The organism is Rhodothermales bacterium (assembly GCA_040221055.1).
In the GTDB taxonomy this organism is placed as follows: Bacteria; Bacteroidota; Rhodothermia; order Rhodothermales; family UBA10348; genus 1-14-0-65-60-17.
The window spans coordinates 168162-192847 of record JAVJVN010000018.1 but is presented as its reverse complement, the minus strand read 5'-3'; the positions used below and the strand labels follow the sequence as shown (position 1 = coordinate 192847).

The 24686-nt window shown below is 60.5% G+C and carries 19 protein-coding genes; 14 read left to right on the top strand and 5 right to left on the bottom strand.

Annotated features, from left to right (window positions below; translation table 11 throughout):
* Positions 1-784 precede the first annotated feature (784 nt).
* The 8 genes from RIE53_11885 (at position 785) to RIE53_11850 (ending at position 11542) form a co-directional block, all read left to right on the top strand.
* The gene (locus RIE53_11885; GenBank protein ID MEQ9105383.1) at positions 785-922 is read left to right on the top strand and encodes a hypothetical protein; all 138 of its coding nucleotides are present in this window, start codon (positions 785-787) and stop codon (positions 920-922) included.
* A 626-nt stretch (positions 923-1548) separates the two neighbouring features.
* Complete coding sequence (locus RIE53_11880; protein ID MEQ9105382.1) at positions 1549-4458, top strand: ATP-binding protein; 2910 nt, start codon at positions 1549-1551, stop codon at positions 4456-4458.
* Between the two features lie 57 nt (positions 4459-4515).
* The gene (locus tag RIE53_11875) at positions 4516-6141 is read left to right on the top strand and encodes an amidohydrolase (protein ID MEQ9105381.1); all 1626 of its coding nucleotides are present in this window, start codon (positions 4516-4518) and stop codon (positions 6139-6141) included.
* Positions 6142-6157: 16 nt separating this feature from the next.
* Positions 6158-7006 carry a lysophospholipid acyltransferase family protein gene (locus RIE53_11870; protein MEQ9105380.1) on the top strand — a complete coding sequence of 283 codons (849 nt, stop codon included), beginning with the start codon at positions 6158-6160 and terminating at the stop codon, positions 7004-7006.
* An 18-nt stretch (positions 7007-7024) separates the two neighbouring features.
* Positions 7025-8596 (top strand): trypsin-like peptidase domain-containing protein, encoded by a 1572-nt coding sequence (locus RIE53_11865; GenBank protein MEQ9105379.1) that lies wholly within the window; start codon positions 7025-7027, stop codon positions 8594-8596.
* The gene (aroC, locus tag RIE53_11860) at positions 8593-9783 is read left to right on the top strand and encodes a chorismate synthase (protein MEQ9105378.1); all 1191 of its coding nucleotides are present in this window, start codon (positions 8593-8595) and stop codon (positions 9781-9783) included. Before RIE53_11865 ends, aroC begins: the two co-directional genes overlap by 4 nt.
* 184 nt (positions 9784-9967) lie before the next feature.
* A complete protein-coding gene (locus RIE53_11855) occupies positions 9968-10900 on the top strand; it encodes a hypothetical protein (GenBank protein MEQ9105377.1) in 933 nt (310 codons plus the stop codon).
* 168 nt (positions 10901-11068) lie between these two features.
* Positions 11069-11542, top strand: a complete 474-nt coding sequence (locus RIE53_11850) for a hypothetical protein (protein MEQ9105376.1) — start codon at positions 11069-11071, stop codon at positions 11540-11542.
* A 216-nt stretch (positions 11543-11758) separates the two neighbouring features.
* Here the strand turns inward: RIE53_11850 and RIE53_11845 are convergent, their stop codons facing one another.
* Together RIE53_11845 and RIE53_11840 are read right to left on the bottom strand one after the other, a co-directional pair.
* Positions 11759-11992, bottom strand: coding sequence for a hypothetical protein (locus tag RIE53_11845; GenBank protein MEQ9105375.1), 234 nt, complete (start codon positions 11990-11992; stop codon positions 11759-11761).
* Between the two features lie 80 nt (positions 11993-12072).
* Entirely contained in the window at positions 12073-14283 is a 2211-nt protein-coding gene (locus tag RIE53_11840) for a hypothetical protein (GenBank protein MEQ9105374.1), read from the bottom strand.
* 366 nt (positions 14284-14649) lie between these two features.
* Between RIE53_11840 and RIE53_11835 the strand changes: the two genes are divergently transcribed.
* From RIE53_11835 to phoU, 5 genes are read left to right on the top strand one after another with little or no spacing between them, the layout of a single operon-like run.
* The gene (locus tag RIE53_11835; protein ID MEQ9105373.1) at positions 14650-15660 is read left to right on the top strand and encodes a PstS family phosphate ABC transporter substrate-binding protein; all 1011 of its coding nucleotides are present in this window, start codon (positions 14650-14652) and stop codon (positions 15658-15660) included.
* Positions 15657-16562, top strand: coding sequence for a phosphate ABC transporter permease subunit PstC (gene pstC / locus RIE53_11830; GenBank protein MEQ9105372.1), 906 nt, complete (start codon positions 15657-15659; stop codon positions 16560-16562). The genes RIE53_11835 and pstC overlap by 4 nt, the downstream gene beginning before the upstream one ends.
* Positions 16563-16565: 3 nt before the next feature.
* Positions 16566-17447 carry a phosphate ABC transporter permease PstA gene (gene pstA, locus RIE53_11825; GenBank protein MEQ9105371.1) on the top strand — a complete coding sequence of 294 codons (882 nt, stop codon included), beginning with the start codon at positions 16566-16568 and terminating at the stop codon, positions 17445-17447.
* A 1-nt stretch (position 17448) separates the two neighbouring features.
* Positions 17449-18192, top strand: coding sequence for a phosphate ABC transporter ATP-binding protein PstB (gene pstB, locus RIE53_11820; protein MEQ9105370.1), 744 nt, complete (start codon positions 17449-17451; stop codon positions 18190-18192).
* Positions 18189-18887 (top strand): phosphate signaling complex protein PhoU, encoded by a 699-nt coding sequence (gene phoU / locus RIE53_11815; protein ID MEQ9105369.1) that lies wholly within the window; start codon positions 18189-18191, stop codon positions 18885-18887. The genes pstB and phoU overlap by 4 nt, the downstream gene beginning before the upstream one ends.
* A 65-nt stretch (positions 18888-18952) precedes the next feature.
* On the opposite strand, the gene RIE53_11810 is transcribed toward phoU, so the two are convergent.
* Positions 18953-19936 carry a hypothetical protein gene (locus tag RIE53_11810; GenBank protein MEQ9105368.1) on the bottom strand — a complete coding sequence of 328 codons (984 nt, stop codon included), beginning with the start codon at positions 19934-19936 and terminating at the stop codon, positions 18953-18955.
* Between the two features lie 89 nt (positions 19937-20025).
* On the opposite strand from RIE53_11810, the gene RIE53_11805 reads away from it, so the two are divergent.
* Positions 20026-20928, top strand: coding sequence for a Gfo/Idh/MocA family oxidoreductase (locus RIE53_11805; protein ID MEQ9105367.1), 903 nt, complete (start codon positions 20026-20028; stop codon positions 20926-20928).
* Between the two features lie 1390 nt (positions 20929-22318).
* Here the strand turns inward: RIE53_11805 and RIE53_11800 are convergent.
* Positions 22319-23644 (bottom strand): UDP-glucose/GDP-mannose dehydrogenase family protein, encoded by a 1326-nt coding sequence (locus RIE53_11800; protein MEQ9105366.1) that lies wholly within the window; start codon positions 23642-23644, stop codon positions 22319-22321.
* Positions 23641-24678, bottom strand: a complete 1038-nt coding sequence (gene gmd / locus RIE53_11795; protein MEQ9105365.1) for a GDP-mannose 4,6-dehydratase — start codon at positions 24676-24678, stop codon at positions 23641-23643. The genes RIE53_11800 and gmd overlap by 4 nt, the downstream gene beginning before the upstream one ends.
* Positions 24679-24686: the final 8 nt, after the last annotated feature.

The following is a 24686-nucleotide window of genomic DNA, read 5'->3' as shown; positions in this document are numbered from 1 at the left end:
CCGGTCTGTCTCAAGCCCGAAAGAGGGTCCAGGACGGACGCTGACCCGGCTCTGAGCCACCGGAACGTCCGGGGCGTGGTTCATCACAGACAAATCAGCGATATTGGACACGTCACAAATACGAATCGCTCAGCTTAGGTTTTAATGATACGTGCTTTCAATTCGTCTGATTTCATTCCGGTCTGTGGTTGGTGTGGCAGATGATACAAACCTTTAACAACCGCCCCCAACGAAGTGGTACCGACGTCTCCGTGAATTAAGAGGTACCGAATTCTGTACCACACGTAGAACGACGCTGTCCACTTATGCAACGCGCAGTTATCGACCGTCGTGTGCTCGCCCGGAAGAGTGTACCCGGCCACCATGCGTTGGTGTTTTGTGGTACTGGTAGTAGTAGTCGGGGGTAAGTTCGAATCACCGTTCAGCACTCATCCACTGCTCACAGTCCCAGCACTGGCGGCGGGATTCGGGTGTTGGGGTCCAGCCCATTGGATGAAGTTGCAGGCATCAAGCACGAAAAGACCGGCCACCAATCGCAGACAGCGCAATGCTATAGCGCCAGGTGTCCGGCTTAATCCGACTCAAGTTCTCGTCAGTCTATGTCCGTTTCTTTACCCAGCAATTGGCCAAAGCCCCAAGGGAAGTAGCTTGGACGTTCCCGATCGCCAATCATCATCGCACCTTAGAACGCCTATCTAGAGGTTGTCCATAACGAAGAGAAGGGGTGACGGCTATCGCCATCACCCCTTCTCCAAAGAATCTACTTAGTAGGTCGCTGTCAATTGTGGCCGTCGCCACCGACGTTGTGGCCATCGCCACCGACGTTGTGGCCGTCGCCACCGACGTTGTGGCCATCACCGCCAACGTTGTGACCATCGCCACCAACGAAGACGGTATCGCCGACAGAATCGGGTCCGACTAACGCGTCCGTCGAGCATGCACTCAGAAGCAGTGCCATAGCGAAGACGCTCAGGGTTGATTTGATAGTGTTTTTCATACCAGTTCTCAGAGATTTGGCGGTTTGTCGCATATGCAGCAACGCTGCACACCCATATAAACGAGAACATGGCTCCAGTTACGACACGTCATACGGAGCGAACTTAAATCGGCACGATCAAGGCCGATACCTCCACGGTGAACCATTGCCTCCATATCATCAAAGGAAGCAGACAGTGGTCCGGACGGCTGCATTGCCGCCTAGGCTCACTTGTCTTATTAGTATTACTGTGCTGTCAGTCACGGTCTGGAAGCGCACAGGAACGTCCGGATTCACAAGAGTCGGTCTTCGCAATTACGCATTCTGCTCCGTCTGAGAATGGAATACGCCCTCAGATATGGGCAATTGACCGTTGGGGTGAACGAATCGTTGCCGCACATGAGCGCGGCATTTCTATTCGCCACGGTGACGAGTGGCGTCTTGTTGGAACGCCAGGAAAGACTACGGTAAGGTCATTGGCGGAAGGACGGGACGGTAGACTGTACTATGGAGAACAAGGGGCCGTTGGCTACGTCGTCGCTGACTCCAGCGGTAGCTTTCGAGCAACTAGCTTGAAGCTACCCAAGGACATTGTTGACCTGGGCAATGTCTGGGGTACGTATTCCACTGCGTCAGGGCTGCTATTCCAAAGCAGGAACTATCTATTAGCTTGGGACGGCATGGAATTCGAGGTTGTGAAATCAGTCTCGGGCTACCATAACTCATTCCAGGTGGGCGACGCCGTTTACATCCGAGAGTTTGGGGTTGGGCTTTTGGTATATGAGAATGGTGTTCTTGAATTCGTTTCAGGGAGCGACGAACTGGCAGACGAGATGATCTTCGGAGTGACCGTGAGTTCAAATAGGTCACTTGTTTGGAGCCAAAGTTCCGGTATTTTTGAGGTTTCAGATGCTACAGTCGTAGGAAGACAGGCATATTCGGATGAACTTCAGGAAATAGCCGCCAATGTCCGACTATATACCGCTGCCCAATGGTCTGACGAAAACGTTGTCATTGGCACGCTTGGAGCCGGTGCTATCGTCGTGAACGACGAGGGCACAGTGCTCGACCAACTGTCGATTCGGAATGGATTTCCAGATGACTTTATAAATGACATCCACGTAGAGTCCGCATCCGTAGTATGGTTCGCATTCAACAGCGAAGGTGTTGGCAGCCTGACATTTAAGCCAGCGAAGTTGCGTTATGCCAAATCACATGGACTCTGGGGGCACGTCAACAGGGTAGGGTTGATTGATGATCGCCTAGCTGTTGCCACTGGCTCCAGGTTGATGACGGCAGTGAGCTCGGGTGGACAAAATCTGGTCTACTCCACAAATCCTAATACATCCTACTTCGAGGAAATACCGGGTACTGAGCTCGCTTGGGACTTTCTTACTGTAGATGGATACACCATTGTAGGAACCGAGAACGAGGGTGTATTAATTGACAACACAGGACGAGTGGTTCAATGTGTCACGGCAACTCGAAGGATTGAGCGAGGCACGGGTTCGCTACGAACGCAAATATTTGTTCTCCACTACGATCACAAGCGGCAAGTCATATATGCGGGCACCAACGATGGCTTGTATAATGTCGCGATAGAGTCTATTGGAGACGTAGCAAGCTGTACTCTGTATCCGCTTAAAGTAAATGGGTTGGATGGGTTGGAGATCAAATATTTGGTCTCCACTGACGACTATCTCTGGGTGTCAACGGACAATCGTGGGATATTTCGAATTCGGGACGTGCTTGGGCGGCGAAGCGTTCGGCATATGGAGTTATCAGAACTCGACATCGAAGGCGCGGGTAGCTACGTGCATCTTGTTGATGCAGGGCTACCGGTCATCGCTACAACCTCAGGCGTATATGAAATGACGAATGAGGCCAAGGCGAATTTGACGCTAGTCGGCTCTACGACCACTGTTGAAGGTGGTCTAGAGGCAATCGGTGTCGATGATACAGGGCAACTTGTCATCGCATATCGCGACAGTATCTCCGTTCTTTCTGGAATCAGTGGTAGTGAGCGGAGATTGGTTACTCCACGTGGTCTTGTCGGTAAGAAGGGCGTAACAACTTCCGTAACAGCAGCCAATGGTGTCATCTACTATAATGAGGGAGATGAACTTGTTCGATATGATATAGATGCTGATATCGAAAAGAAGGAGTTGCCAACTGTCTACTTCTCGTCTGTCTTTGTGCGCGACACAGAGAAGTCGCTGACCACGGGCGTATATCGATCCCTAAGCGGTGGAGTAACAGATGAACAGCCTTATTGGTACGAGCCGACGGTATCATATGAGAACAGAGAAATTGGAGCACGAGTAACGGCAGAGAGTTCAGTTTCTATTGGGCCGATGGTTTATCAATATTCAATTGAGGCACCAGATATCGTATGGAGTGAATGGTCCGAATCCGCCGGCTATTCGATTTCGACGCTAAAGGAAGGCCGCTACACCCTCCTTGCCCGCGCCAAGAACGACCTCGGCCAGATATCGGAGCCAGCGGCATTCACGTTTGTCATTCTGCCGCCGTGGTACCGGACGGCGTGGGCCTATCTGGCTTACATGTTGTTCGGGGTGGCGTTGGTGGTTTCCGGGCGCAAATATGTGAGCATGCGGCGCGAGCACCGGCTGGCGGCCGAACAGGCCAAGGAGCTGGAGCGCGAACGGACGGTGAACAAGGCGCTGCAGGAGGCCAATACCAGCCTGCAGAAGGCCAACAAGCTGAAGGATGAGTTCCTGGCAACGACGTCCCACGAACTGCGTACGCCGCTCACGGCCATCCTGGGCTTCACGAGTGTGCTCAAGGAAGAAGTGCCCAAGGATGCCGAGTACCGGGAATTCCTGGACATCATTGAGGACAGCGGTGGGCGCCTCATGGATACGCTGAGTTCGCTCCTGGACCTGGCGCAGCTGCGTTCGGGCAACTACGAAATGTCCACGGAAACCCTGGAAGCCCGGGACGTGGTGGAAGAAGCCGTGGCCACCATGCGCGACGTGGCCGAACGGAAGGGGCTCAAGTTTGTGGTGGAAGAGCCTGCGGAGCGCATCCGTGTGGCGGCAGACAAATACATGTTCGCGCGTGTCGTGTACAATTTGGTGAACAACGCCGTGAAGTTCACCGAAGAGGGCGAAGTACGCATCCGCATGGGCGTGGAAGGGGAGTGCGCACGCATCGACATCATGGATACAGGCGTTGGCATCGAACAGAAATTCCTGCCCGAGCTGTTCGAGGAATACATGCAGGAATCCGACGGGAACGCCCGTTCGCACGAAGGATCGGGCCTGGGCCTGGCCATTTCATCGCAGATGATGGGGCTCATGAATGGCACCATTTCGGTGGACAGCGCCAAGAACATGGGCTCCACGTTTTCCATCTGGTTTCCCCTGGCGGAGCAGGCAGCTCAGCGCGCGGATCGTCCGGCCGCCCAGCGCGCGCGATCGACGGAGCAACAGGCATCGGAATCGTACCGGGCGGATTGAATCGAGCAGGCTGATACTGGATCACGTACCTTTGTGGGTTGAACCACCGGTACAGACATGCGAATCATCCTCCTCCTGGCAGTTCTCCTTGCAGGATGCGCCAATCCGTACGCCGATACCATTTACACCAATGCGGTGGTGTGGACCGGCAATCCGGATCAACCCGTGGCGGGCGCCATTGCGACGCGCGGGCATGACATCATCTATGTAGGCGACACACTGGCGGTGCAGGGTTTGCTCGGGGAGCGGACCCGGGTCGTGGACCTTGAGGGGCGTTTCGTCGTGCCCGGGTTCATTGACAACCACACCCATTTCCTGTCGGGTGGGTTCAACCTGGCCAGCGTGCAACTGCGCGACGTCACGAATCCCGAGGAGTTTGCCCGGCGCATGGGCGCATTCGCGGCCACATTGGAGCCCGGAGAGTGGATTCTGGGCGGGGACTGGGATCACGAGGCGTGGGGCGGCCAGCTGCCCGAGCGGGCCTGGATAGATTCCGTCACGGCAGACAATCCGGTCCTGGTCAGCCGGCTCGACGGGCACATGGCGCTCGCCAACTCGCGCGCGCTGGAACTGGCGGGCGTGAGCGAAGAGACCCCGGTGCCTGACGGCGGCGAAATCGTGGTGGGCGCGGACGGCCGATTGACGGGTGTGCTGAAGGACGATGCCATGGACCTGGTTTTCCGGGAAGTGCCGGCGCCCACCCTCGAGCAGCGCCTTGAAATGCTGGAGCGGGCGCAGGACTACGCGCTCAGCCTGGGCGTCACCCAGATCCACGACGTGGGGTCGTATGGCGGCTGGGCCGACCGGGAAGCCTTCCGGGAGGCCCACAAGCGGGACCTCCTGAAACTGCGCGTATATTCCCTGGTGCCGGTCTCCACATGGGAGCGGCTGGAGCCGGGCGGCGATGAGTACGTCTGGTGGGGCGGCCTGAAAGGATTCGTGGATGGCTCGCTGGGCTCCACGACGGCGCTTTTCTACGAGCCCTACCTGGACGATCCGTCCACGAGCGGCCTCCTGGTGAACGATACCACCTTGCTCCGCCAGCACATCCTGGCGGCCGATGCCGCGGGACTCCACCTGGCCATCCACGCCATCGGTGACAAGGCCAACGACTGGCTGCTGGACGTCTACGCCCAGGCGGCCGCGCGCACCGAGCGCGAGGATCGGCGCTGGCGCATTGAGCATGCACAGCATTTGACGCCGGAGGCCATTGAGCGGTTTGCCGCCCTCGGTGTGGTGCCCTCCATGCAACCGTATCATGCCATTGACGACGGACGGTGGGCTGAGAAGCGCATTGGGGACCGGATAGAGACGACCTATCCGTTCCGCTCGCTGCTGGATGCGGATGCCATGTTGACGTTCGGCTCGGACTGGACGGTGGCGCCGCTGAATCCACTCCTGGGCGTGTACGCCGCCGTTACGCGGCGCACGATTGACGATGCGAATCCCGGGGGCTGGGTGCCCGCGCAGAAAATCACGGTCCAGGAAGCGCTCGAATCGTACACCGTCCGGAACGCGTGGGCGGGCTTTTCGGATGCGTTCTCCGGCGCCATCGAGCCCGGCTTGCGTGCGGATTTCGTGGTCCTGTCCCGGAATCTTCTGGAAATCGACCCCGAAACCATCCCCGATGTCCGGGTCATGCGTACCGTCATTGACGGCGAAGAGGTATTCATCCGGGAATGAACGCACGAGTCGGCCCATGATTGAGGCAAAGGGGGTGGTTCGGACGTGGGGGTTGCGCCTGTGGCGGGGCGGACGGTTCGGGGTCCTGCTCGTGGCCTATGCCGCGTGGATGTCCTGGGCCGGCCGCGGTTTGGAGCGGCCCGCGCGGGTGCGCCGCCTGGCGCGGTTGCAGCGGGAAGGCAGTCGGCGGTTGTGCCGCGCCGCCGGATACCGCATTGAAGTAGTGGGTGATGTGGTGGTGCCCGAGGATGCGCGTGTGCTGGTCATTGCGAATCACATTGGCGTGCTCGATCCGTTCATCGTGGCCAGTGTGTTTCCCGTGGCCTGGGTGGCGAAATCCGAAATCGCCACGTGGCCGGTGTTCGGCTGGGTGGCGCGGTGCGTGGGCATCCTGTTCGCGCACCGGGAGCAGCGCATGCGGACCGGGGAGCTCGTGGACGGCATACGGGAGCGGATGGACGATGGGGTGCCCGTAGCCGTGTTTCCGGAGGGGACGACCTCGAACGGGCACGCGCTGTTGCCCTTCAAGACGGGCGGTTTTGCGGCGCTGACCGACGGGGTGGCAGAGTCCGCCCCTGCGGGACTGGTCGTGCCGGCCTATTTCCACGCCATTGAGGTGGACGGACGCCCCGCGACCGTAGAATCGCGCGAATGGGCCACCTGGTCGTCGCCCGAGGGCATGTGGGCCAATCTGCACAGGATGCTTCCGCACCGCGTATCGTTCCGGATGCGCATTGGCGCGCCGGTCCCCGCCGCCGGCCACACCCGCAAATCGCTCGCCGATGCCTCGCAGGCCGCCATGCAGGCATTGTTTGAAGCCGAGCGGGTGGAATTGGCACCCCATCCGGCGAAACGAATAGTGTGAAACACGGTACACCGGGGCATGACTGATCAACGCATACGTACGCTGACCTGGATAGGGCTCCTGGCTGTCGGTCTCATGGCTGGCATCCTGTTCACCTTGTGGCTCGGGCCGGAGGGCTCGGCGTTCGAGCGCCCGCAGTCTGTGGAGCGGGTCCAACTCGGGGCTGCACCGCCCTCGGGCTACATTACCGTCCCGGAAAGCGAAGTCCCCACCGAATACCTGGACGCGCTGTCCCTGAACGAGGTGTTCAAGGATGTATCGGCCCGCGTCACGCCCACCGTCGTCTTCGTTCAAGTGCTGTCCGATGGCCCGCAGGGGATCCTGCAGCGGCTCGGCGGTGGCGGGGAAGGACGCCGTGGGCCCACGCAGAGTGCGGGCAGCGGCGTCATCATTTCCGACGAAGGATACGTGGTCACGAATTTCCACGTCGTGGAGGATGCCTCTGAAATCTGGGTCACGCTGCAGGACAAGCGGCAGTTTCCAGCGCGCGTAGTGGGCACCGATCCCACTACCGACCTGGCCGTTCTCGAGATTTCCGGTGAGAACCTGCCCGTGATTGCGCTTGGGGATGCAAACGCCGTATCGGTCGGCGAATGGGTGCTGGCCGTCGGCAATCCGTTCCGGCTGACCTCCACGGTTACGGCGGGCATCGTATCGGCCCTCGGACGCCAGGTGAATGTCATCAACGACCAGTTGGGCATTGAATCCTTTATTCAGACGGATGCGGCCATCAATCCCGGTAATTCAGGCGGCGCGGTGGTAAACCTGCGCGGGGAACTGGTGGGTATTGCCACCGCCATTGCCACCGAGACGGGGTCCTACGAGGGCTACGGATTCGCCGTGCCGGTGGACCTCATGGAGCGTGTGGTGCGCGACCTCATCCTGTATGGCGAAGTGCGCCGTGGTTATCTGGGCGTGACCATCCTGCCGGTGACCGCCGCCGAAGCACGACAATTCGGATTGCCGACCGTGCAAGGCGTGTGGCTGCAGAACGTGCAGCGGGGCCTGGCGGGCGCCGAGGCGGGCCTGCGCGACAACGACATCCTTCTGCGCATTGAAGGCAAGGAAGTCTACGAACCCAACGAACTGCAGAGCATGATCGCGCTCTATTCGCCGGGTGACCGGATAGAGGTCGTGGTCTGGCGCGCCGGCCAGGAAGAAACGTTTGACGTGGTGCTGAAGGGCCGGGACGATCCGGCCTACGATTCCTGGCTGACGGGCATGGACCAACGCCGTCAGCAGCAACAGCAGCGCCGCAGCATTCCGCCGCCCAACTCCGAAATCCAGGAATTCAACGCGTGGGGCGTCGGTCTGGCATCGCTGGACGTGCGCACGCGTGAACAATTCGGCGTGGCCCATGGCGTATTCATCGCGTTCGTCACGAACGGCGGGGCCTTCGAGGCGGCCGGACTGTCTCGCGGCATGATCATCACCCATATCGACGACACCCAGATTTTCAATGTCGAGACGGCTGCTGCCGCACTCGATGCGGCCGCCCAGCGCCGCGACGATGATCCCGATGCTGAACCGGCGCTCGTCCAGGTCCGGCGGGAGGATGGCGCTGTCCTGTTTTTCGAGGTAGAACTGTGATCCGGTATTTGACCGCGGGCGAGTCGCACGGCCAGGCCCTCATTGGCATCGTTGAGGGCGTCCCTGCGGGCCTCGAGCTCACGGCCGAGTACGTGAACAAGCACCTGGCTCGGCGGTGGTTGGGCTTCGGCCGGGGAGGCCGCGCGAAGTTCGAGGTGGACCAGGTCCACATTTACAGCGGCGTTCGCTTCTCCAAGACCATGGGCAGCCCCATCGCCCTGCGCCTGGACAACGCCGCGTGGGAAAAAGACCGCTCCGGGTGGCCGGAGGTGATGTCGGTTTCGGGCGACGGCGAGGGCATTGAGCCCATAACGCTCCCCCGCCCGGGTCATGCCGACCTGACTGGCGCCCAGAAGTACGGCTTCGACGACATCCGCCCGGTCATTGACCGCTCCAGTGCGCGCGAAACCGCCATGCGCGTGGCCTGCTGTACGGTGGCCCGGCGCTTCCTGGCCGAGTGCGGGATTTTTATTGGCAGCCACGTCATCCGGATTGGTGAGGTGGGATACGACGACGGCGCCTGGACGGACCGGGTCGCCGAAATCATGGAAGGGGGGAACGCGGAACGGCTGAACGAGGTGGCCGATGCGAGCGAAGTCCGCATGCTGGACGATGCCTTGGCCCGCCGCTGCGTCGAGCACATCACCGAAGTCAAGAAAGAAGGCGATTCGCTCGGCGGTATTTACGAAGTCGTGGTGACCGGCGTCCCGCCGGGACTCGGTTCCTACGTCCAGTGGGACCGCCGATTGGACGGGCAACTGGCGCAGGCCATCATGTCCATCCAGGCCCAGAAGGCCGTTGAAATCGGGGACGGCGTCGCGGCCGCTTCAGCCCGCGGATCCGCCGTGCATGACCCGATTGAGGCCGAGACATCCTCTCCAGGCGCGGCTCCCACCGCTTTTCCCCGTACACAGAACCGCGCCGGAGGCATTGAAGGCGGCATGTCGAACGGCATGCCCATCGTTGTGCGGGGCTACATGAAGCCCATCCCGACGCTCATCAAACCCCTCCCGACGGCCGACCTCCGGACCGGCGTTGCCCAGCCTACACGCTACGAGCGCAGCGACGTGACCAGCGTACCCGCCGCCTCCACCGTCGCCGAAGCCACCGTCGCCTTGGTCATTGCCAACGCCCTCCTGGAGAAGTTCGGCGGCGACTCCATGGCCGAGTTGTTGGGTCGGTTGTAGTAGTTCGGCAAATGGCGGGTGCAGGCTGAGCCTGGATCCATCCACATTTTGGCGGACGGCGTGCATCAGGTTATGGTGACCGTCGGGCGGGGTCTATTCCCCTCACAGCATCTGGTGGGAGCGGGGGGCACAGGCAATCGTGGTAGCGACTATCCATGAAGAAGACGGATTCTGGAAGGAGGTGTTGGACGCGTTCTTCGAGGAATTCATCCGGCTGTTCTTTCCAGACGTGTACCCGGAGATAGACTGGGAGGCCAGCATTCGCTCGCGGGACAAGGAGCTTTCCAAGCTCCGACCGGAAAGTGAAACAGGTACGCGATTCGTTGATAAACTGGTCGAGGTCCGGCTGCGCGGCGGGGGTGATGTGCTGGTCATCGTGCACATTGAGGTGCAGAGCCAACGGGACAATTCGTTCTCTGAGAGAATGTGGACGTACTACCGTCGGCTGGTGGACCGGTACGGGCAACATGTGGTCAGCTTGGCGCTGCTGGCGGACGAGCAAATGGGTTGGAGGCCGCGTGTTTTCGAAACGGGCATGTGGGGATGCTCGGTCCGCTTTGATTTTCCGGTAGCCAAATTGATGGATTTCCGCGAATGTCAAGATGAACTTGCCACAAGCGACAGCCCGTTCGCGCTGCTGCTGCTTGCCATTTTCAAGGCGCAGGATTTGGCCGGTGATTCTCCCGGCATCGTCTTGGAGCGCAGTCGATGGAAACTTCAAACGTTTCGAAGTTTATATGAACGGGGATGGTCGCCCACCCGGATTCGCCAATTGTTTCGGTTTTTGGACTGGATAGTGCGACTCCCTGAGGACGTCGACGATCAGCTCCACGTTGAGCTCGCTAAAACGGAAGAGGGAAAACAAATGACGTACATTACGAGCTTCGAGCGCTACGGCATGCGAAAGGGCATGGAGACGGGCATGGAGAAGGGCCGCTTGGAGAATGCCAAAGAGAGCATTGTGGACGCCCTGGAGGTTCGTTTTGGTGCGGTCACGCCAGAAATACGGACCCGGATTGGCCAACTCACGGACGTGGACACGTGCAAAGTGCTCCTCAAGGCGGCTGTGTTGACGCCGTCGCTGGCAGCGTTTTCCAGGGAGTTCGAATCCGATTGATCGGCATTCGCGTCGCCCTCGTCCATTCGATGCGTAGATCGCTCAGAAATTTTCAGAGGGCAGCGCAAATTCCGGGGATTCTTCCGTTCTCCATTAACAGTCACGACAGAGCTGTTATCCCCCGGAAACGAAGCCCCGATGTCCAACCATCTCCACCGATTTCATACCATGCCGTTGTCCAACGGCGTTTCCCGGGATGTTGTCGCGCCGTACCTTGGAGATGGGCACGGATCGAAGCACGATGAGATGCCCCTCTGGTCGGGAGACGGCCGGGGATCCTGGGCAAACCCTCTTTTTCCGATGTACGGCCAACGGGCAACGGGCACTATGCGTGCCAGTGGAGATGGACAGACCGGCAATCAGGTAGACGCGGCGACCACATCGGACGTCGTGCTGACAGTGAATCCGCCACCTGCTGCTCCGGAACCGGAGAAAAACGGACGCAAGTCGTCCCGCAAGCAGCGCAAGGCATCCGGCGCGGATGCGGCCTCCGCATCGTCCGCCAAATCCTCCGCCGTCCAATTCTCGGCACCCCAGTCCGATACCTGGAAGCTCGTCGCCCTCGTGTTCGTATTCCTCGTCTGGATCACGACCGCCTCGACGCTCCTCTTCCTCTACATGGATCGCTACCTGTTTCCCTGAGCGACTGTCGTAACGATCAGGACATCATCCTTGATCTCGTAGATGATGCGGTACGATCCCTGTCGGATCCGGTAATAGTCACTTCCGGACAGTTTCTGACAGCCCGGCGGCCTCGGATTTTCAGCCAAATCCTGGATCCGAGCCACAATCCTTCGTCGGACCGCCTTGGAGTCGATGGCCTCGATTTCTTTTTGTGCCGATCTGTTGATCAGGATGCTATAGTCGGCCACTCGATTTCAAGTCGGAGACGAAGGATTCGAACGAGATCACGGGCTCGTTCTTTCGCTCTCTGATGGTCGCGAGGTCATCGGCGTCGTCGCCGAATGCCGTCCTGAGTGCATCAGTTACAACGTCGGACATGGAGGAGTCAGTTTCTGCCGCCTTCAGTCGAAGCGCCTTGTGAAGGTGATCTTCCAGGTAAATGGTCGACCGTTTGGTTTTTGCAGACATGATCGTTGACGTTGTGACGTTATAACGACTAAACGCCAAGTGCAACAAGTCTGTTTCCTTTCGCACGATTCGACTCGCTCTCACCGCACAATCAGTGTTTGAGTGCCGCCGGCAGTCCTGACCAGATACAGTCCGGCGGGAAGCGAGGGCAGGTGCAACCGACGCGTGGCAGACGTGTTCGGAGACGTGGTGGATGTGGAAGGCGGTCCGTGCCACGCGAGGACCCGGCGGCCGAGCGCATCGTGCAGAGATCCTGGACCGAGAGGCACATTCAAATGAGTATGGATGCCTGACAGGAAGGGATTCGGATAGATGGAGTCGTCGGGAGCAGAAGGTAGATGCGGTGGGGTGGGCTCGGCGGTGACTCCCGTTGCGGTGGCGGGGGCGTGCACGTGTTTGCGGCCGTCTCGGCCCACAATAATCACACGAAGGAGCGTGAACGTGGCGTTCCTTGACGAACCGGATTCAGTGGTAGAGCCGGACTCGTCGGACGAAGGCGGTAGAGGCAGTGGCACCGTGCCGGCTTCTATTTCGTCGCCTGGCCAGCGCGCATCCAGCCGTCGCATTATGCGACCATCTGCGTCAGCCCATTCAACCTGCAGGCCCCGGAGGGGCTCGGCGGTGACTATTTCTCCGCCGGTTGGCGATACGGATATGGAAGGGAATGAAGACGGAGACGGGAGAATGGGTGTGGGGGGAGATACTTCCCCCGCCCATACACCGTCGGTAGACTCAGAATGGATTGATGCAGGAGCGGACACTGGCACAGGTACCGGCAGCGGCACGGCGTCTGGCCACGCATCGTTCAGCACGGCCTGGATGGTGACGGTTACGTCGCGGACGTCGACCGCGCCATTTCCGGCCGGGAACGGGTGTACATCAATGAGGTCGGTGTTGGCAGGAACAGCCCCGACCACCATGTCAATGGCGCGGACCACGTCCGCGACGTCCACGGCTCCGTCGTTATCGGCATCGCCCCGCCCGCCGGTGCCGACAGCCGACACGCGAACGGTGTCGGGGGAGGTGGGACTGTTGTGGAATAACACCACGTCTGTTTCCTGATAGCCGAATGCGGTATGGGTAGGCGTGAAACCAAGGAGGACGTCCGTGGTGGCGCCGGGTGAGATCAGGGCCGGGAGGGTGGTCACAGCGGCGAACAAGGGATTGTCGACCTTCACACTGTCCACGACCAGATCGGTCAAGCCCGTGGGGTTGCTGAGCGTGATGGTCAGATCGGCAACGGCCGCATCGAACGAGGACAGGGATGCCTCGTGGACCACGGTGTGGGATCGAATACCGCCGGGAAGCAGGATATCGTGGCCGTCGGGAGAGGCGGCGGAGGCGATGATCCCGGACATGTCAATGCGTACGGAATCCGACGCCGCAGGCAGAACGGCGGCAAAGGTCGCTGTCAGGAAACCAGGATGCAGCCCGGGCGACAGCGCAGCGCCGCTTGTCCCGGCCAAAACCACTCGGGCAGACGATCCGGTCCCGTGAACAGTGAGCGTCCAGTCGCCACCCGGAAGGGTTGTCGACAGGGTGGGAGAAGCCAACCAAGCCCGGTCCCAGGCCAGGTCGAACTGCAGGGCGGAGAGGGAGTCGGGGCCATCGAGGGCAAGATCAAAAGCGATGAGGACATCGACGGAGTCGGGACCGGAGCCTGAGCCGGATGGCAATTCCTGTCGATCGGCGTCGAATCCGACCGAAGCCGTGATTCCGCTGAGATCGGCCACGCCGGAGACCTGCACGTCGTCCAGACGGAGCGCAGCCGAGCCGGATTCACCGCCGCGCCCCCGGAAGGCTATATACAGGGTGTCCCCGAGAAGGGAATCCGGGAGGGTGGCCGAAAACGTGCCCCATGAGCCATCAGCGTCCGGTACGGTTGAACCGAGCGGGGAAGGGTCACTGATGGCTGCCAAAACAGAGTCCGGAGTCACCAGTACATAAAATGGCCCACCGGGAGCGGCGCCAACCAGTACGTCCAGGCTGTCGGCGGGCCACGTCCCCGTTCGCCGGGTCGACCAGGTGAGTTCGGCCGAGAGGGCCAGCGTCAGGTCGACCGGTCCCAGCACCAGCGTGCCGGCCGACGATCCCTTGTGCTCGGCGTTTCCGCCACCGCTGCCGGGCGATGCGGTAGAGGTGCCGGGCTGCCAGGACGCATCGGCTGACGCGACGGTGGCCGGAAATGCCCCGCCGAGGTCGTTGAAGGGTTCATCGTAAAATGTAACCTGCGAGGTTACATTTAAAGGAAACGCCAGCATGGCGCCGACGAGCATCATCCATCTCCACATGATCCATTTCCCGAGTTGGGCCTCCGTTTTCACGCAAAGACCCATGGAGGCCTCTGGCATAACACCCGGGCACACGTGGCAGTTGGTAGAGGATCGGTAAAGTGGGACAGGACTGAGTGGGGGCCGGCGGTACGAGAGACAATGAAACGGCCCGGAAGGCTGCGGATTGCGGGGATTGACGGGCCTCCATCTCCCCAAGAAGGGCGCCGACCACAATGAACACTGGAGATGGCCGACCGGCAATCCCTGCAATCCGCGGCCAACCCGCGTAGGCGAAGTTTGGATGATTCTGTACCATTGGTAACATTTGCTTAACATGCTGCTGTAAACTTGCGGCATCGAAATCCCCACCCTTCCAACGCAGCCATGTCCAGATACTTCGTTCCCTTCCTGCTCCTCTTCGTTGCCGCATGCGGCGGCGACTCCGACACCGCATCCACCGGCTCAGGCCTCGAGGGCATGGTCCAGGTAGACGGCTCATCCACGGTCTACCCGCTGACCGAAGCGGTGGCCGAGGAGTTCATGAAGGTCAATCCCCGTGTGCGCGTTACCGTTGGCGTGAGCGGTACCGGCGGCGGCTTCAACAAATTCCTCCGCGGCGAGACCGACATCAACGACGCATCGCGCCCCATCAAACCGTCGGAATCCGAACTCGCCATTGCCAACAACATCAGCTACATCGAGCTGCCGGTGGCCTTTGACGGGCTTGCCGTGGTGGTGAACCCCGCGAACGACTGGACCGAGTGCTTCGCTGTCAACGAGCTCATAAAGGCATGGGAGCCGGGCAGCCAGGTCAACAACTGGAACCAGATCCGCGACGGCTTCCCGGACCGTGAGCTGCGGCTCTACGGCGCCGGCACCGACAGCGGCACCTACGACTACTTCACGGCCGCCATCATGGGCGAGGAAGGCGCCAGCCGGAGCGACTTCACCGCCAGCGAAGATGACAACGTGCTGGTTCAGGGCGTAGCCGGGGATGTAGGCGCCATGGGCTTCCTGCCCTATGCCTACTACGCCGAGAACATGGACAAACTTAAACTCGTGGGCATTGATGACGGAAACCCGGACAACGGCGACGGATGCGTCCAGCCGAGCGACGAAACCGTCCGGAATGCCACGTACCAGCCGTTGGCCCGCCCCGAGTTCATTTACGTGAACGCCGAGAGCCTGGATCGCCCGGAAGTCCGTGCATTCGTGGATTACTACCTCCAGAACGCCGCCGAACTGGCCAAGGAAGTCGGCTACGTGGGACTGTCGGACGAGGCTACGGCCTTGACGCTGGGCCGCGTGGATGCCCGCGTGACCGGCAGCGTGTTCGGGGGCGAGGGATCGCAGATCGGTGTCCGGATTGAAGACCTCCTCCAATTCGATCAGTGACCCCAAAGCCGCTCAACCAGAATCTCCACAACAGCCCGCGTGAGCGCATAGTCAAATATGTGCTCGGCGCGTGTGCGCTCCTGACCATTTTCACGCTGGTCGGAATCGGCGCGGTGCTGTTCGGGGAGTCGCTGAATTTCTTCCGGAACGTCAACCTGTTCCAGTTCTTCGGCGATACCCAGTGGACGCCGCAGTTCGTGGACAAGCACTACGGCATCTGGCCGCTGCTGGCGGGCACCATGGTCGTGACCGTGATTGCGGCCATCGTGTCCATTCCCATCGGACTCGCCAGCGCGGTGTTCATTGCCGAATATGCACCCTTCCGCGTGCGTCAGTGGCTCAAGCCGGGGTTGGAACTGTTGGCGGGCGTGCCGACGGTCGTCTACGGCTATTTTGCGTTGACCGTCGTGACGCCGTTCCTGCAGGGCTTCATCCCGGAACTGCAGATATTCAACGCATTGAGCGCCGGGATTGTGGTGGGCATCATGATCATCCCCATGATCGCTTCTCTGAGTGAAGATGCGCTCCGCGCCGTGCCCCGCTCGCTGGCCGACGGCGGATACGCCCTCGGCGCCACCAAGCTCGAGGTGGTCACGCGGATCATGGTGCCGTCGGCGCTGAGCGGAATCATTGCCAGTTTCATCCTGGGCCTCAGCCGGGCCATCGGCGAGACCATGATCGTGACGCTCGCGGCCGGCGCGACGCCCCGCCTCACGGCCAATCCGCTGGAGTCCATCCAGACCATGACCGCCTATATCGTGCAGGTCAGTCTGGGGGATACGCCGCAGGGCTCCATTGGCTACCAGAGCCTGTTTGCCGTGGGTCTCATGCTGTTCCTGATTACGCTCGGCCTGAACATGGTGGCCAATGCGGTCATCCGGAAGTACAAGGAGGTGTATTAGGGCATGCAGAACAAGCAACACCTCTTCGAGCCGCGACTGGTCGCGCGTCGGCGCATGGCCGCCGTGGTCAGCGTCCTGTTCTTCCTGGCCACCGTGTTCGGACTGCTGGTCCTGCTGGTGCTCATGGTGGATGTGGTGGTGAAAGGCATCGGTTGGCTGGACGCGGACTTCCTGACCAATTTTCCGTCGCGCAACCCTGAGGAAGCCGGCATCAAATCCGCCATCTGGGGGTCGCTCTGGATGATGGGGCTGACCGCGCTCATGGCCGTTCCGGTCAGCGTGGGCGCTGCGCTGTATTTGACGGAGTACGCATCGAAGAACCGTTTCTACCGGATTGTGCAGTTGAACATTGCCAACCTGGCCGGCGTCCCGTCCGTGCTGTACGGCATCCTGGGGCTCGGCCTGTTCGTCCGGTTCATGGCGCTCGAGCGCAGCATCCTGGCCGGCGCCTTGACCATGACGCTGCTCATAATGCCCGTACTCATCATTTCAGCCCAGGAGGCCCTCAAGGCCGTGCCGTCCGGCATCCGCGAGAGCGCCTATGCGCTGGGGGCCACGCGCAGCCAGGTCATCTGGAGCCACCTGCTGCCCATTGCCACGCCGGGCATCATGACGGGCATCATCCTGTCCCTGAGCCGCGCCGTTGGGGAAACCGCGCCCCTCATCATGATCGGTGCGCTCACCTTCATCGCCTTCCTGCCGGAAAGTGTCATGGATCCGTTCACGGTGCTGCCCATCCAGATTTTCAACTGGACCTCCCGGCCCCAAGCGGAGTTCCAGGAGATTGCGGCAGCCGCCATTGTGGTCCTCATGGTCTTCCTGTTCCTCATGAACCTCAGTGCCATCTCCCTCCGCAACTACTTCGAACGCAATCGGCCTTATTGACATGGAGACCAAACTGGAGGCCCGCGACCTGAACTTCTGGTACGGCCAGACGCAGGCCCTGACGAACATCAGCCTGCAGATCAAGGAAAACCTTGTGACGGCCTTCATTGGCCCCTCAGGATGCGGGAAAAGCACGCTTCTGCGGTGCTTCAACCGGATGAATGAACTCATTCCGGGCACGCACTACACGGGACAGATCCTGCTGGAGGGCGAGGACCTGGTCCACGCCGATCCCATCATGGTCCGCCGCCGCGTGGGCATGGTGTTCCAGAAGCCCAATCCGTTCCCGAAGTCCATCTATCAGAACATTGCATGGGGGGCGCGGGTAAATGGCTACAAAGGTGACATGGACGAGCTCGTGGAGCGATGCCTGCGCCAGGCGGCCCTCTGGAAGGAAGTGAAGGATCGCCTGGACGACAACGCCTACGGTCTGTCCGGTGGTCAGCAACAGCGACTGTGCATTGCGCGGGCGCTCGCGGCTGAACCCGATGTGTTGCTGATGGACGAGCCCGCGAGCGCCCTCGACCCGCTGGCTACCGGAAAACTGGAAGAAACCATTATTGAACTCAAAGAGGCCTACACCATCGTCATCGTGACCCACAACATGCAGCAGGCATCCCGGATAAGCGATGAGACGGCGTTCTACTACCTCGGCGAGCTCATAGAATTCAACACGACGGACGTTATTTTCACGCGTCCTGAGAACAAGCGAACGGAAGATTACATTACCGGACGTTTCGGATGAGCAAAGACATGGGCAAGAAGCAGATACATCGTTATTTGGATGATGAGATGCAGCAGCTTCGCGGCTTGCTCATTGAAATGTTCGATACGGTCGACGAGCAAGTGGCCGCGGCACTCGATGCGCTCCTGTCACAGAATGACGAGCTGGCAGAGCGGGTCCGGGTCGGTGACGACCGCGTGGACGCGCTGGAGCTCCAGGTGGATCACCTGGCCGAGCGGATCCTGGCACTGCATCAGCCGGTGGCCAGCGAGCTCCGGTTCCTGATTGTGGCCGTCAAGATCAATACGGACCTGGAACGCATTGGCGATCATTGCAAGAACATTGCCAAGAAGACCCTGGACATCAAGGAGCACTCGGGGGCGCTGGCCGTCACCCGGTTCGATGACATGGGCGACGCATCCCGTAAAATGCTCCGTGACGTCCAGGAAGCCTTCGTGAACCGCGACCGCCGCCTGGCGGAACGCGTGGTCCGGCAGGACTCGGCCGTGGATCGCATCCACAAGGAGAACTTCAAGTCGCTCATTGCCTTCGGACGGGAAAACCCCGAGCACATCGAATCGATGGCGCACGCCATTTCGGTATCGAAGGCCATAGAGCGGATATCCGATCATGCCAAGAACGTGGCCGAGAACGTGATTTTCCTGGTCAAGGCGGTGGACGTCCGGCATCCCGGCGTGCAGCAGCAGGCGGACTGAAAACGCCGCCGTCCACCCGGAATACTCCAAGTGGACGGCGACAAAGGAATCAAGTCCGAGCCCGATCAGCCATTCTGTCCGGGCCGACCGTTCGGGCCGTGGCCGCCAGGTCCGCCTGGACCACCCTGTCCGCCCTGGCCAGCCCGCTGGCTCAAGAAGCGGTGGACAGCCGTGATTTCATGCTGCGTTTCCGTCAGCAATGCCGTCATGGCTTCTTTCTGCTGGGCGTGGAAGGCCTCGGCGGCCGCGCGCAGCTCTTCCGGTGCGGCTCCGCCGTCCCGTGCGGCCTGCTGGCTTTCACGGAAGGCGTCGCGGGCGGCTTCCAGTTCGGCGAGGCCGGCCAACTGCTCGGCGGTGAGGCCCAGCACTTCGTTGCGGACCGCTTCGGCTTCTGCCCGGTTTTCTGCACGGCGAGCCTCAGCCTCCGCACGCCGGGCTTCTGCTTCCGCCTGGTGATCGGCCAATTCCTGACGTTGTTCGTCCGTCAGGAGGGCTTCGACATCGGCACGAGCCTGCTCACGGATGGCCTGCATTGCTTCGCGAAGGGCAGCCGCATCCAGGTTCTGTGCGCGGAGCGCCTGAACCTCGGCGCGGGCCGCTTCATGGATGGCCTCGATGGCGGCTTCCTGTTCATCGGTCAGGTCCAGATCCGGCCGAGGCCGCTGGCCCTGCTGTCCCGGACGCATGCCTGGTCGCATGCCGGGTCGCTGGCCCTGCTGACCGGGTCGCATGCCCGGACCCTGCGGCCGGCCCTCGGCGGCGCGTTGCATGAGTCGCTCAATCTGTTCGTCGCTCATGGTGGAGTGGAGCTGCGCGGCCAGTCGCCACAGCTCGCCCGGATCGCGGACTTCGCCCGTTTCCGGATCGACGGAGCTGAACGATGCAGAGATATCCGCAACGTCTGCCACACTCAAGCCCAGATCGGCAGCGAGTGCTTGCAGAGCCTCTGAATTGGAGGCCGTGTCCAGGCCGCTCGCTGAGTCGCAGGCCGCAACGCCAAATGCGAGCGCAACGGCTGCCAACAAGGTTGTGAAAAAGGAGGTTTTCATGGTGTGCCTTTGGGTTGTGTTCGAGTACACCTCCATATTCGCCCGACCCGCGCCGGAAGTTGTCACAAATGTGTCACTATATTTCGGACATGCATACACCCTCCAAGCGATACGCGCTCATCGGCGCCGCCGGATTCGTCGCCCCGCGTCACATGCAGGCCATCCACGATACCGGAGGGACACTCGTGGCCGCGCTGGATCCGCATGATTCCGTGGGTATCCTGGATTCCTATGGATACGACATTGCCTTCTTCACGGAGTTCGAGCGGTTTGACCGTCATGTGGAAAAGCTGCGCCGAGCGGGCCAGGGGCTCGATTACGTCAGCATCGTATCGCCCAATTACCTGCACGATGCGCACATCCGCTTCGCCCTGCGCGTGGGCGCCGACGCCATCTGCGAGAAGCCCCTCGTCCTGAACCCGTGGAATGTCGATGCGCTTGAGCAGATGGAGCGGGAATCCGGCCAACGCATCTACAATGTATTGCAGTTGCGTCTGCATCCGGCCATCATAGCGCTGCGTGAGCGGGTCCGGTCGGGACGGGTTGCTGGCCGTCGACACAGCATCCGTCTGACGTACATCACCTCCCGGGGCACCTGGTACACCCACTCATGGAAGGGAGACATGGCGAAGTCGGGTGGCGTAGCGACCAACATCGGCATCCACTTCTTCGACATGCTCCTCTGGATATTCGGTCCGGCGCGCCGATCGGATGTCACGGTCCGGGAGTCCGGCAAGATGGGCGGCACCCTCGAACTGGAGAACGCCGACGTGGAGTGGTTCCTGTCGGTGGATGCATCGGACTTGCCGGACGAAGCCGTGCACGCCGGCATGCCAACGTGGCGTCGCCTGGAATTGGACGGCGATGCGTTCGAGTTCTCGGGAGGCTTCAAGGACCTTCACACCCGGGTCTACGAGGATATTTTATCCGGTGGAGGATTCGGCCTGGAAGCGGCCCGCCCCTCCATCGAATTGGTTCACAGCATGCGCTGAGGCGCGTTCCGTCGGCTCTGAAGGTTGCGAAGTGTTCCGCGCCGTGTCTTGTTGGACATGGACGCACACCCCTTTTACTGGCTCATCCGGAGTTTCATGGCCCATGTAGAGCCCATGGGTGTGAAAAGCGTGCGCGCCGTATTTATCTACGTCAAGCTGGTTCCGGTCAGGACGCTTTCGCGATGGCTGGGTATTCTGGTCGAGATGGGAATCCTGAAGCGCTCCGGCAAAACGAGAGCGACGGTCTATGAACTAAGCGATGCCGCTCGAAAACTCCTGGATGAGGCCTGGGAGAATTCAATCGACGACCGAGCGAAATGGGCGCGATGGAATTTGAAGTGGTCGGAGCGTTCTCCATTGCACCCGTGCTATGAACGCGTCATCTTGCGCATGCTTCAGGGCGAACTGCGCATTGCGCGGCGTTCCCGTGCCGTGGGTTCATCCGGAACGTCCGCGCTATCCACCTCATTCGCTCCCTGCACCCCATCCACAGTCTCCCGGCGTAGGCTTATCAGATACCTGCCGCCTTGGGATCCAGACGGCCAGCCCAGACGACGCTATGTACGGCGGTGAATTCGCGTGGCTTTCAGGTTCACTCAGTTCGCAGGTTGATCCTTTCTCCGCGAGCCCCTTCCATTGCGTAGCCCTCTAATTGGCTCGAAACGATACCTCTCGGGCATACCCAGGACGCGCTCATGGGTTTTCTACTCGATGAATCCCGATACGGCACGACCAGGGTCCTGAAAAACAGCCTGTATGCCCTGGAAACGAACATTGCCCGTCGGGAGCTTTGGGACCAGCGAGTCCCAATTGACCACCGATGTTACGATGTCGTTCATTGGCCGTGGATCCGCCCGAAAAAGTTGGCGCGAACGTCATCTTATTTGGCACACAATACATTGAAGTTGGCGCAAGTCGTTCGAAATGTGGCGCGAAAATCTGTAAATGTGGCGCGTTTAACAAGATCCGTGCGTGGCGAGGGCAACAGAAGTAAGGGTGCATTCGGCGATCAAAGGACCGACGACTTCGGCGACCAAAGGAAAGATGCCTTCGGCGACCAAAGGAAAGACGTCTTCGGCCGCTACAGTCAGGGGGCGTGCCCTGTTTGGCGCTTCCCCGCGTATCCTGCATACGTGCCAAGTATGACGAGAAACGTGCCAGATAGGTTGGGTTTCGCGCCAGGAACTGCGGTACATACGCCAGTTTACGGGCCTTTCACGCCACCCAGGAGGGCCGGTTCAGTCGGTATTGCGCGCAAAAACAGGCTTGATCGTCCAAAAATCGACTTTCTGACGCGTTTTCCTGCACTACGCCGCGCTTTCGCGCCATTTATCGACCATCGGTACCGAAGGGAGGTGCGAGAGACAGGTTCAGCCTTAATGAGGCTGACCTAGGGCCGCCCGATGGAGGTGTACTCGAAGCCCATGGCGCGCATGCGCTCGGGCTTGTAGAGGTTTCGGCCGTCGAACACCATGGGTGCTTTCAGCAGTGCCTTGACTTCGTCGAAGTCCGGACGGCGGAATTCATGCCACTCGGTGCAGATGGCGAGCGCATCGGCCCCCTCGAGGACCGCGTAGGGCTCGTCGCCGTAGGCAATCGCATCCCCGAATACGGCGCGCGTGGTGTCCATGGCTTCCGGATCGAACGCTTTTACCCGCGCGCCCGCATCCAACAGGTCCCGGATGATGTAATGGGCCGGGGACTCGCGGACATCGTCGGTCCGGGCTTTGAAGGCCAGGCCCCAGACCGCGATGGTACGACCGGCCAGGGATCCGCCGAAGCGGTCGATGATGGCCTTCGAGAGACGGTGGCGCTGACGGTCGTTGACTTCGAGCACGGCATCCAGGATGCGGAAATCGTATCCGTTCTGGCGGGATGTACGATGCAATGCCTGGACATCCTTCGGGAAGCAACTGCCGCCGAAGCCGACGCCGGGATACAGGAAGAGGTTGCCAATGCGCGAATCGGTGCCGATGCCCTGGCGCACGTGGTCCACGTTCGCGCCCACGCGCTCGCACAGGTTCGCGACCTCGTTGATGAACGATATCTTGGTGGCCAGGAAGGAGTTGGCGGCGTACTTGGTCATTTCCGAGGACCGTTCGTCCATGATCAGGATGGGATTGCCCTGGCGCACGAAGGGCTCGTAGATGCTGCGCATGATGTCCTCGGCGGCCTGTGACGACGTACCCACGACAATCCGCTCGGGCTTCATGAAGTCAGCGATAGCGACGCCTTCGCGCAGGAATTCGGGGTTCGATACGACGTCGAATCGGGCCCCGGCCACGTGGCCGGCTTCCTCAAGGATGCCGCGCACCCGGTCGGCCGTGCCGACCGGTACGGTCGACTTGTTGACCACCACGCAGTAGCCGTCGAATCCGGACTCGTTCCAGATGCGTCCCAGATCCCGGGCGGCTCCCTCCACGTACGACAGATCGGCCTCGCCGTCACCGCCGGGCGGGGTAGGGAGGGCAAAAAACAGCACCTTGCAGGACATTGCCGCATCGGCCAGCTGCGTCGTGAAGGACAACCGGCCTTCCTTGATGTTGCGCTTCAGCAGCAGTTCGAGGCCGGTTTCGAAGATGGTCGGCGTTCCGGCCGACAATTTTTCCACTTTCGCCGGATCGATGTCGACGCAGGTCACGTCGTATCCCATTTCCGCGAAACACGTGCCCGTGACAAGGCCGACGTATCCGGTTCCTACAATGCCGATGTTCATTTGGACGCGTTTTTTAGGTCGCTTTCGACCATTTCCTGGATCATTTCCTGCAGGGTGTATTCCGGCACCCAGCCGAGCTCCTGCCGGGCCTTGGAGGCATCGCCAATGAGCAGGTCGACTTCTGTCGGGCGGAAATATCGGGGATCAACGGCAACGACACGCTTTCCGGTGGCGGAATCCACACCGACTTCGTCGACACCGGAGCCCTCCCACGTGATCTTCATGCCGGCCGCCGCAAACGCACTGTCGCAGAAGGAGCGGACCGTATGCGTCTCGCCCGTGGCCAGGACATAATCCTGTGGAGTGTCCTGCTGGACCATCAGCCACATGCCACGCACGTAGTCCTTGGCGTGACCCCAGTCGCGCTTGGCGTCCAGGTTGCCGAGGTACAGGCAGTCCTGACGGCCGAGCGAAATGTTGACCGCAGCCCGGGTGATCTTGCGCGTAACGAAGGTCTCGCCGCGGATGGGGCTCTCGTGGTTGAAGAGGATGCCGTTGCAGGCGTACATGCCGTAGGCTTCCCGGTAGTTGACCGTAATCCAGTAGCCGTAGAGTTTGGCGACACCGTACGGACTGCGGGGGTAGAACGGCGTGGTTTCCTTCTGCGGCACTTCCTGGACGAGTCCGAACAGCTCGGACGTGGAGGCCTGGTAGAACCGGGTCTTTTCCTGGAGGCCGAGGATCCGGATGGCTTCCAATATGCGAAGCACGCCGACCGCGTCGGAGTTGGCCGTGTACTCGGGGGTCTCGAAGCTGACCTGGACGTGGCTCTGGGCCCCCAGGTTGTAGATTTCGTCGGGTTGGACTTCCTGGACAATCCGGATGATGTTCGTCGAGTCGGTCAGGTCGCCGTAATGCAGGATGAACCGCTGATCCGGGTTGTGGGGATCCTGGTAGAGATGATCGATGCGCCCCGTGTTGAATGAGCTGGATCGCCGCTTGACGCCATGGACCTCGTAGCCCTTTTCGAGGAGCAGTTCGGCAAGATACGCGCCGTCCTGTCCGGTGACGCCTGTAATGAGAGCTTTTTTCATTTCAATAA

Excerpts from the sequence above, each read along its gene's own strand:
- pstB (MEQ9105370.1), top strand. The coding sequence starts at position 17,449 with ATGGAGACCAAACTGGAGGCCCGCGACCTGAACTTCTGGTACGGCCAG.
- RIE53_11805 (MEQ9105367.1), top strand. The coding sequence starts at position 20,026 with ATGCATACACCCTCCAAGCGATACGCGCTCATCGGCGCCGCCGGATTC.
- RIE53_11865 (MEQ9105379.1), top strand. The coding sequence starts at position 7,025 with ATGACTGATCAACGCATACGTACGCTGACCTGGATAGGGCTCCTGGCT.
- RIE53_11875 (MEQ9105381.1), top strand. The coding sequence starts at position 4,516 with ATGCGAATCATCCTCCTCCTGGCAGTTCTCCTTGCAGGATGCGCCAAT.
- RIE53_11810 (MEQ9105368.1), bottom strand. The coding sequence starts at position 19,936 with ATGAAAACCTCCTTTTTCACAACCTTGTTGGCAGCCGTTGCGCTCGCA.
- phoU (MEQ9105369.1), top strand. The coding sequence starts at position 18,189 with ATGAGCAAAGACATGGGCAAGAAGCAGATACATCGTTATTTGGATGAT.
- RIE53_11835 (MEQ9105373.1), top strand. The coding sequence starts at position 14,650 with ATGTCCAGATACTTCGTTCCCTTCCTGCTCCTCTTCGTTGCCGCATGC.
- RIE53_11870 (MEQ9105380.1), top strand. The coding sequence starts at position 6,158 with ATGATTGAGGCAAAGGGGGTGGTTCGGACGTGGGGGTTGCGCCTGTGG.
- RIE53_11840 (MEQ9105374.1), bottom strand. The coding sequence starts at position 14,283 with ATGTGGAGATGGATGATGCTCGTCGGCGCCATGCTGGCGTTTCCTTTA.
- RIE53_11800 (MEQ9105366.1), bottom strand. The coding sequence starts at position 23,644 with ATGAACATCGGCATTGTAGGAACCGGATACGTCGGCCTTGTCACGGGC.
- gmd (MEQ9105365.1), bottom strand. The coding sequence starts at position 24,678 with ATGAAAAAAGCTCTCATTACAGGCGTCACCGGACAGGACGGCGCGTAT.
- RIE53_11850 (MEQ9105376.1), top strand. The coding sequence starts at position 11,069 with ATGCCGTTGTCCAACGGCGTTTCCCGGGATGTTGTCGCGCCGTACCTT.
- RIE53_11845 (MEQ9105375.1), bottom strand. The coding sequence starts at position 11,992 with ATGTCTGCAAAAACCAAACGGTCGACCATTTACCTGGAAGATCACCTT.
- pstA (MEQ9105371.1), top strand. The coding sequence starts at position 16,566 with ATGCAGAACAAGCAACACCTCTTCGAGCCGCGACTGGTCGCGCGTCGG.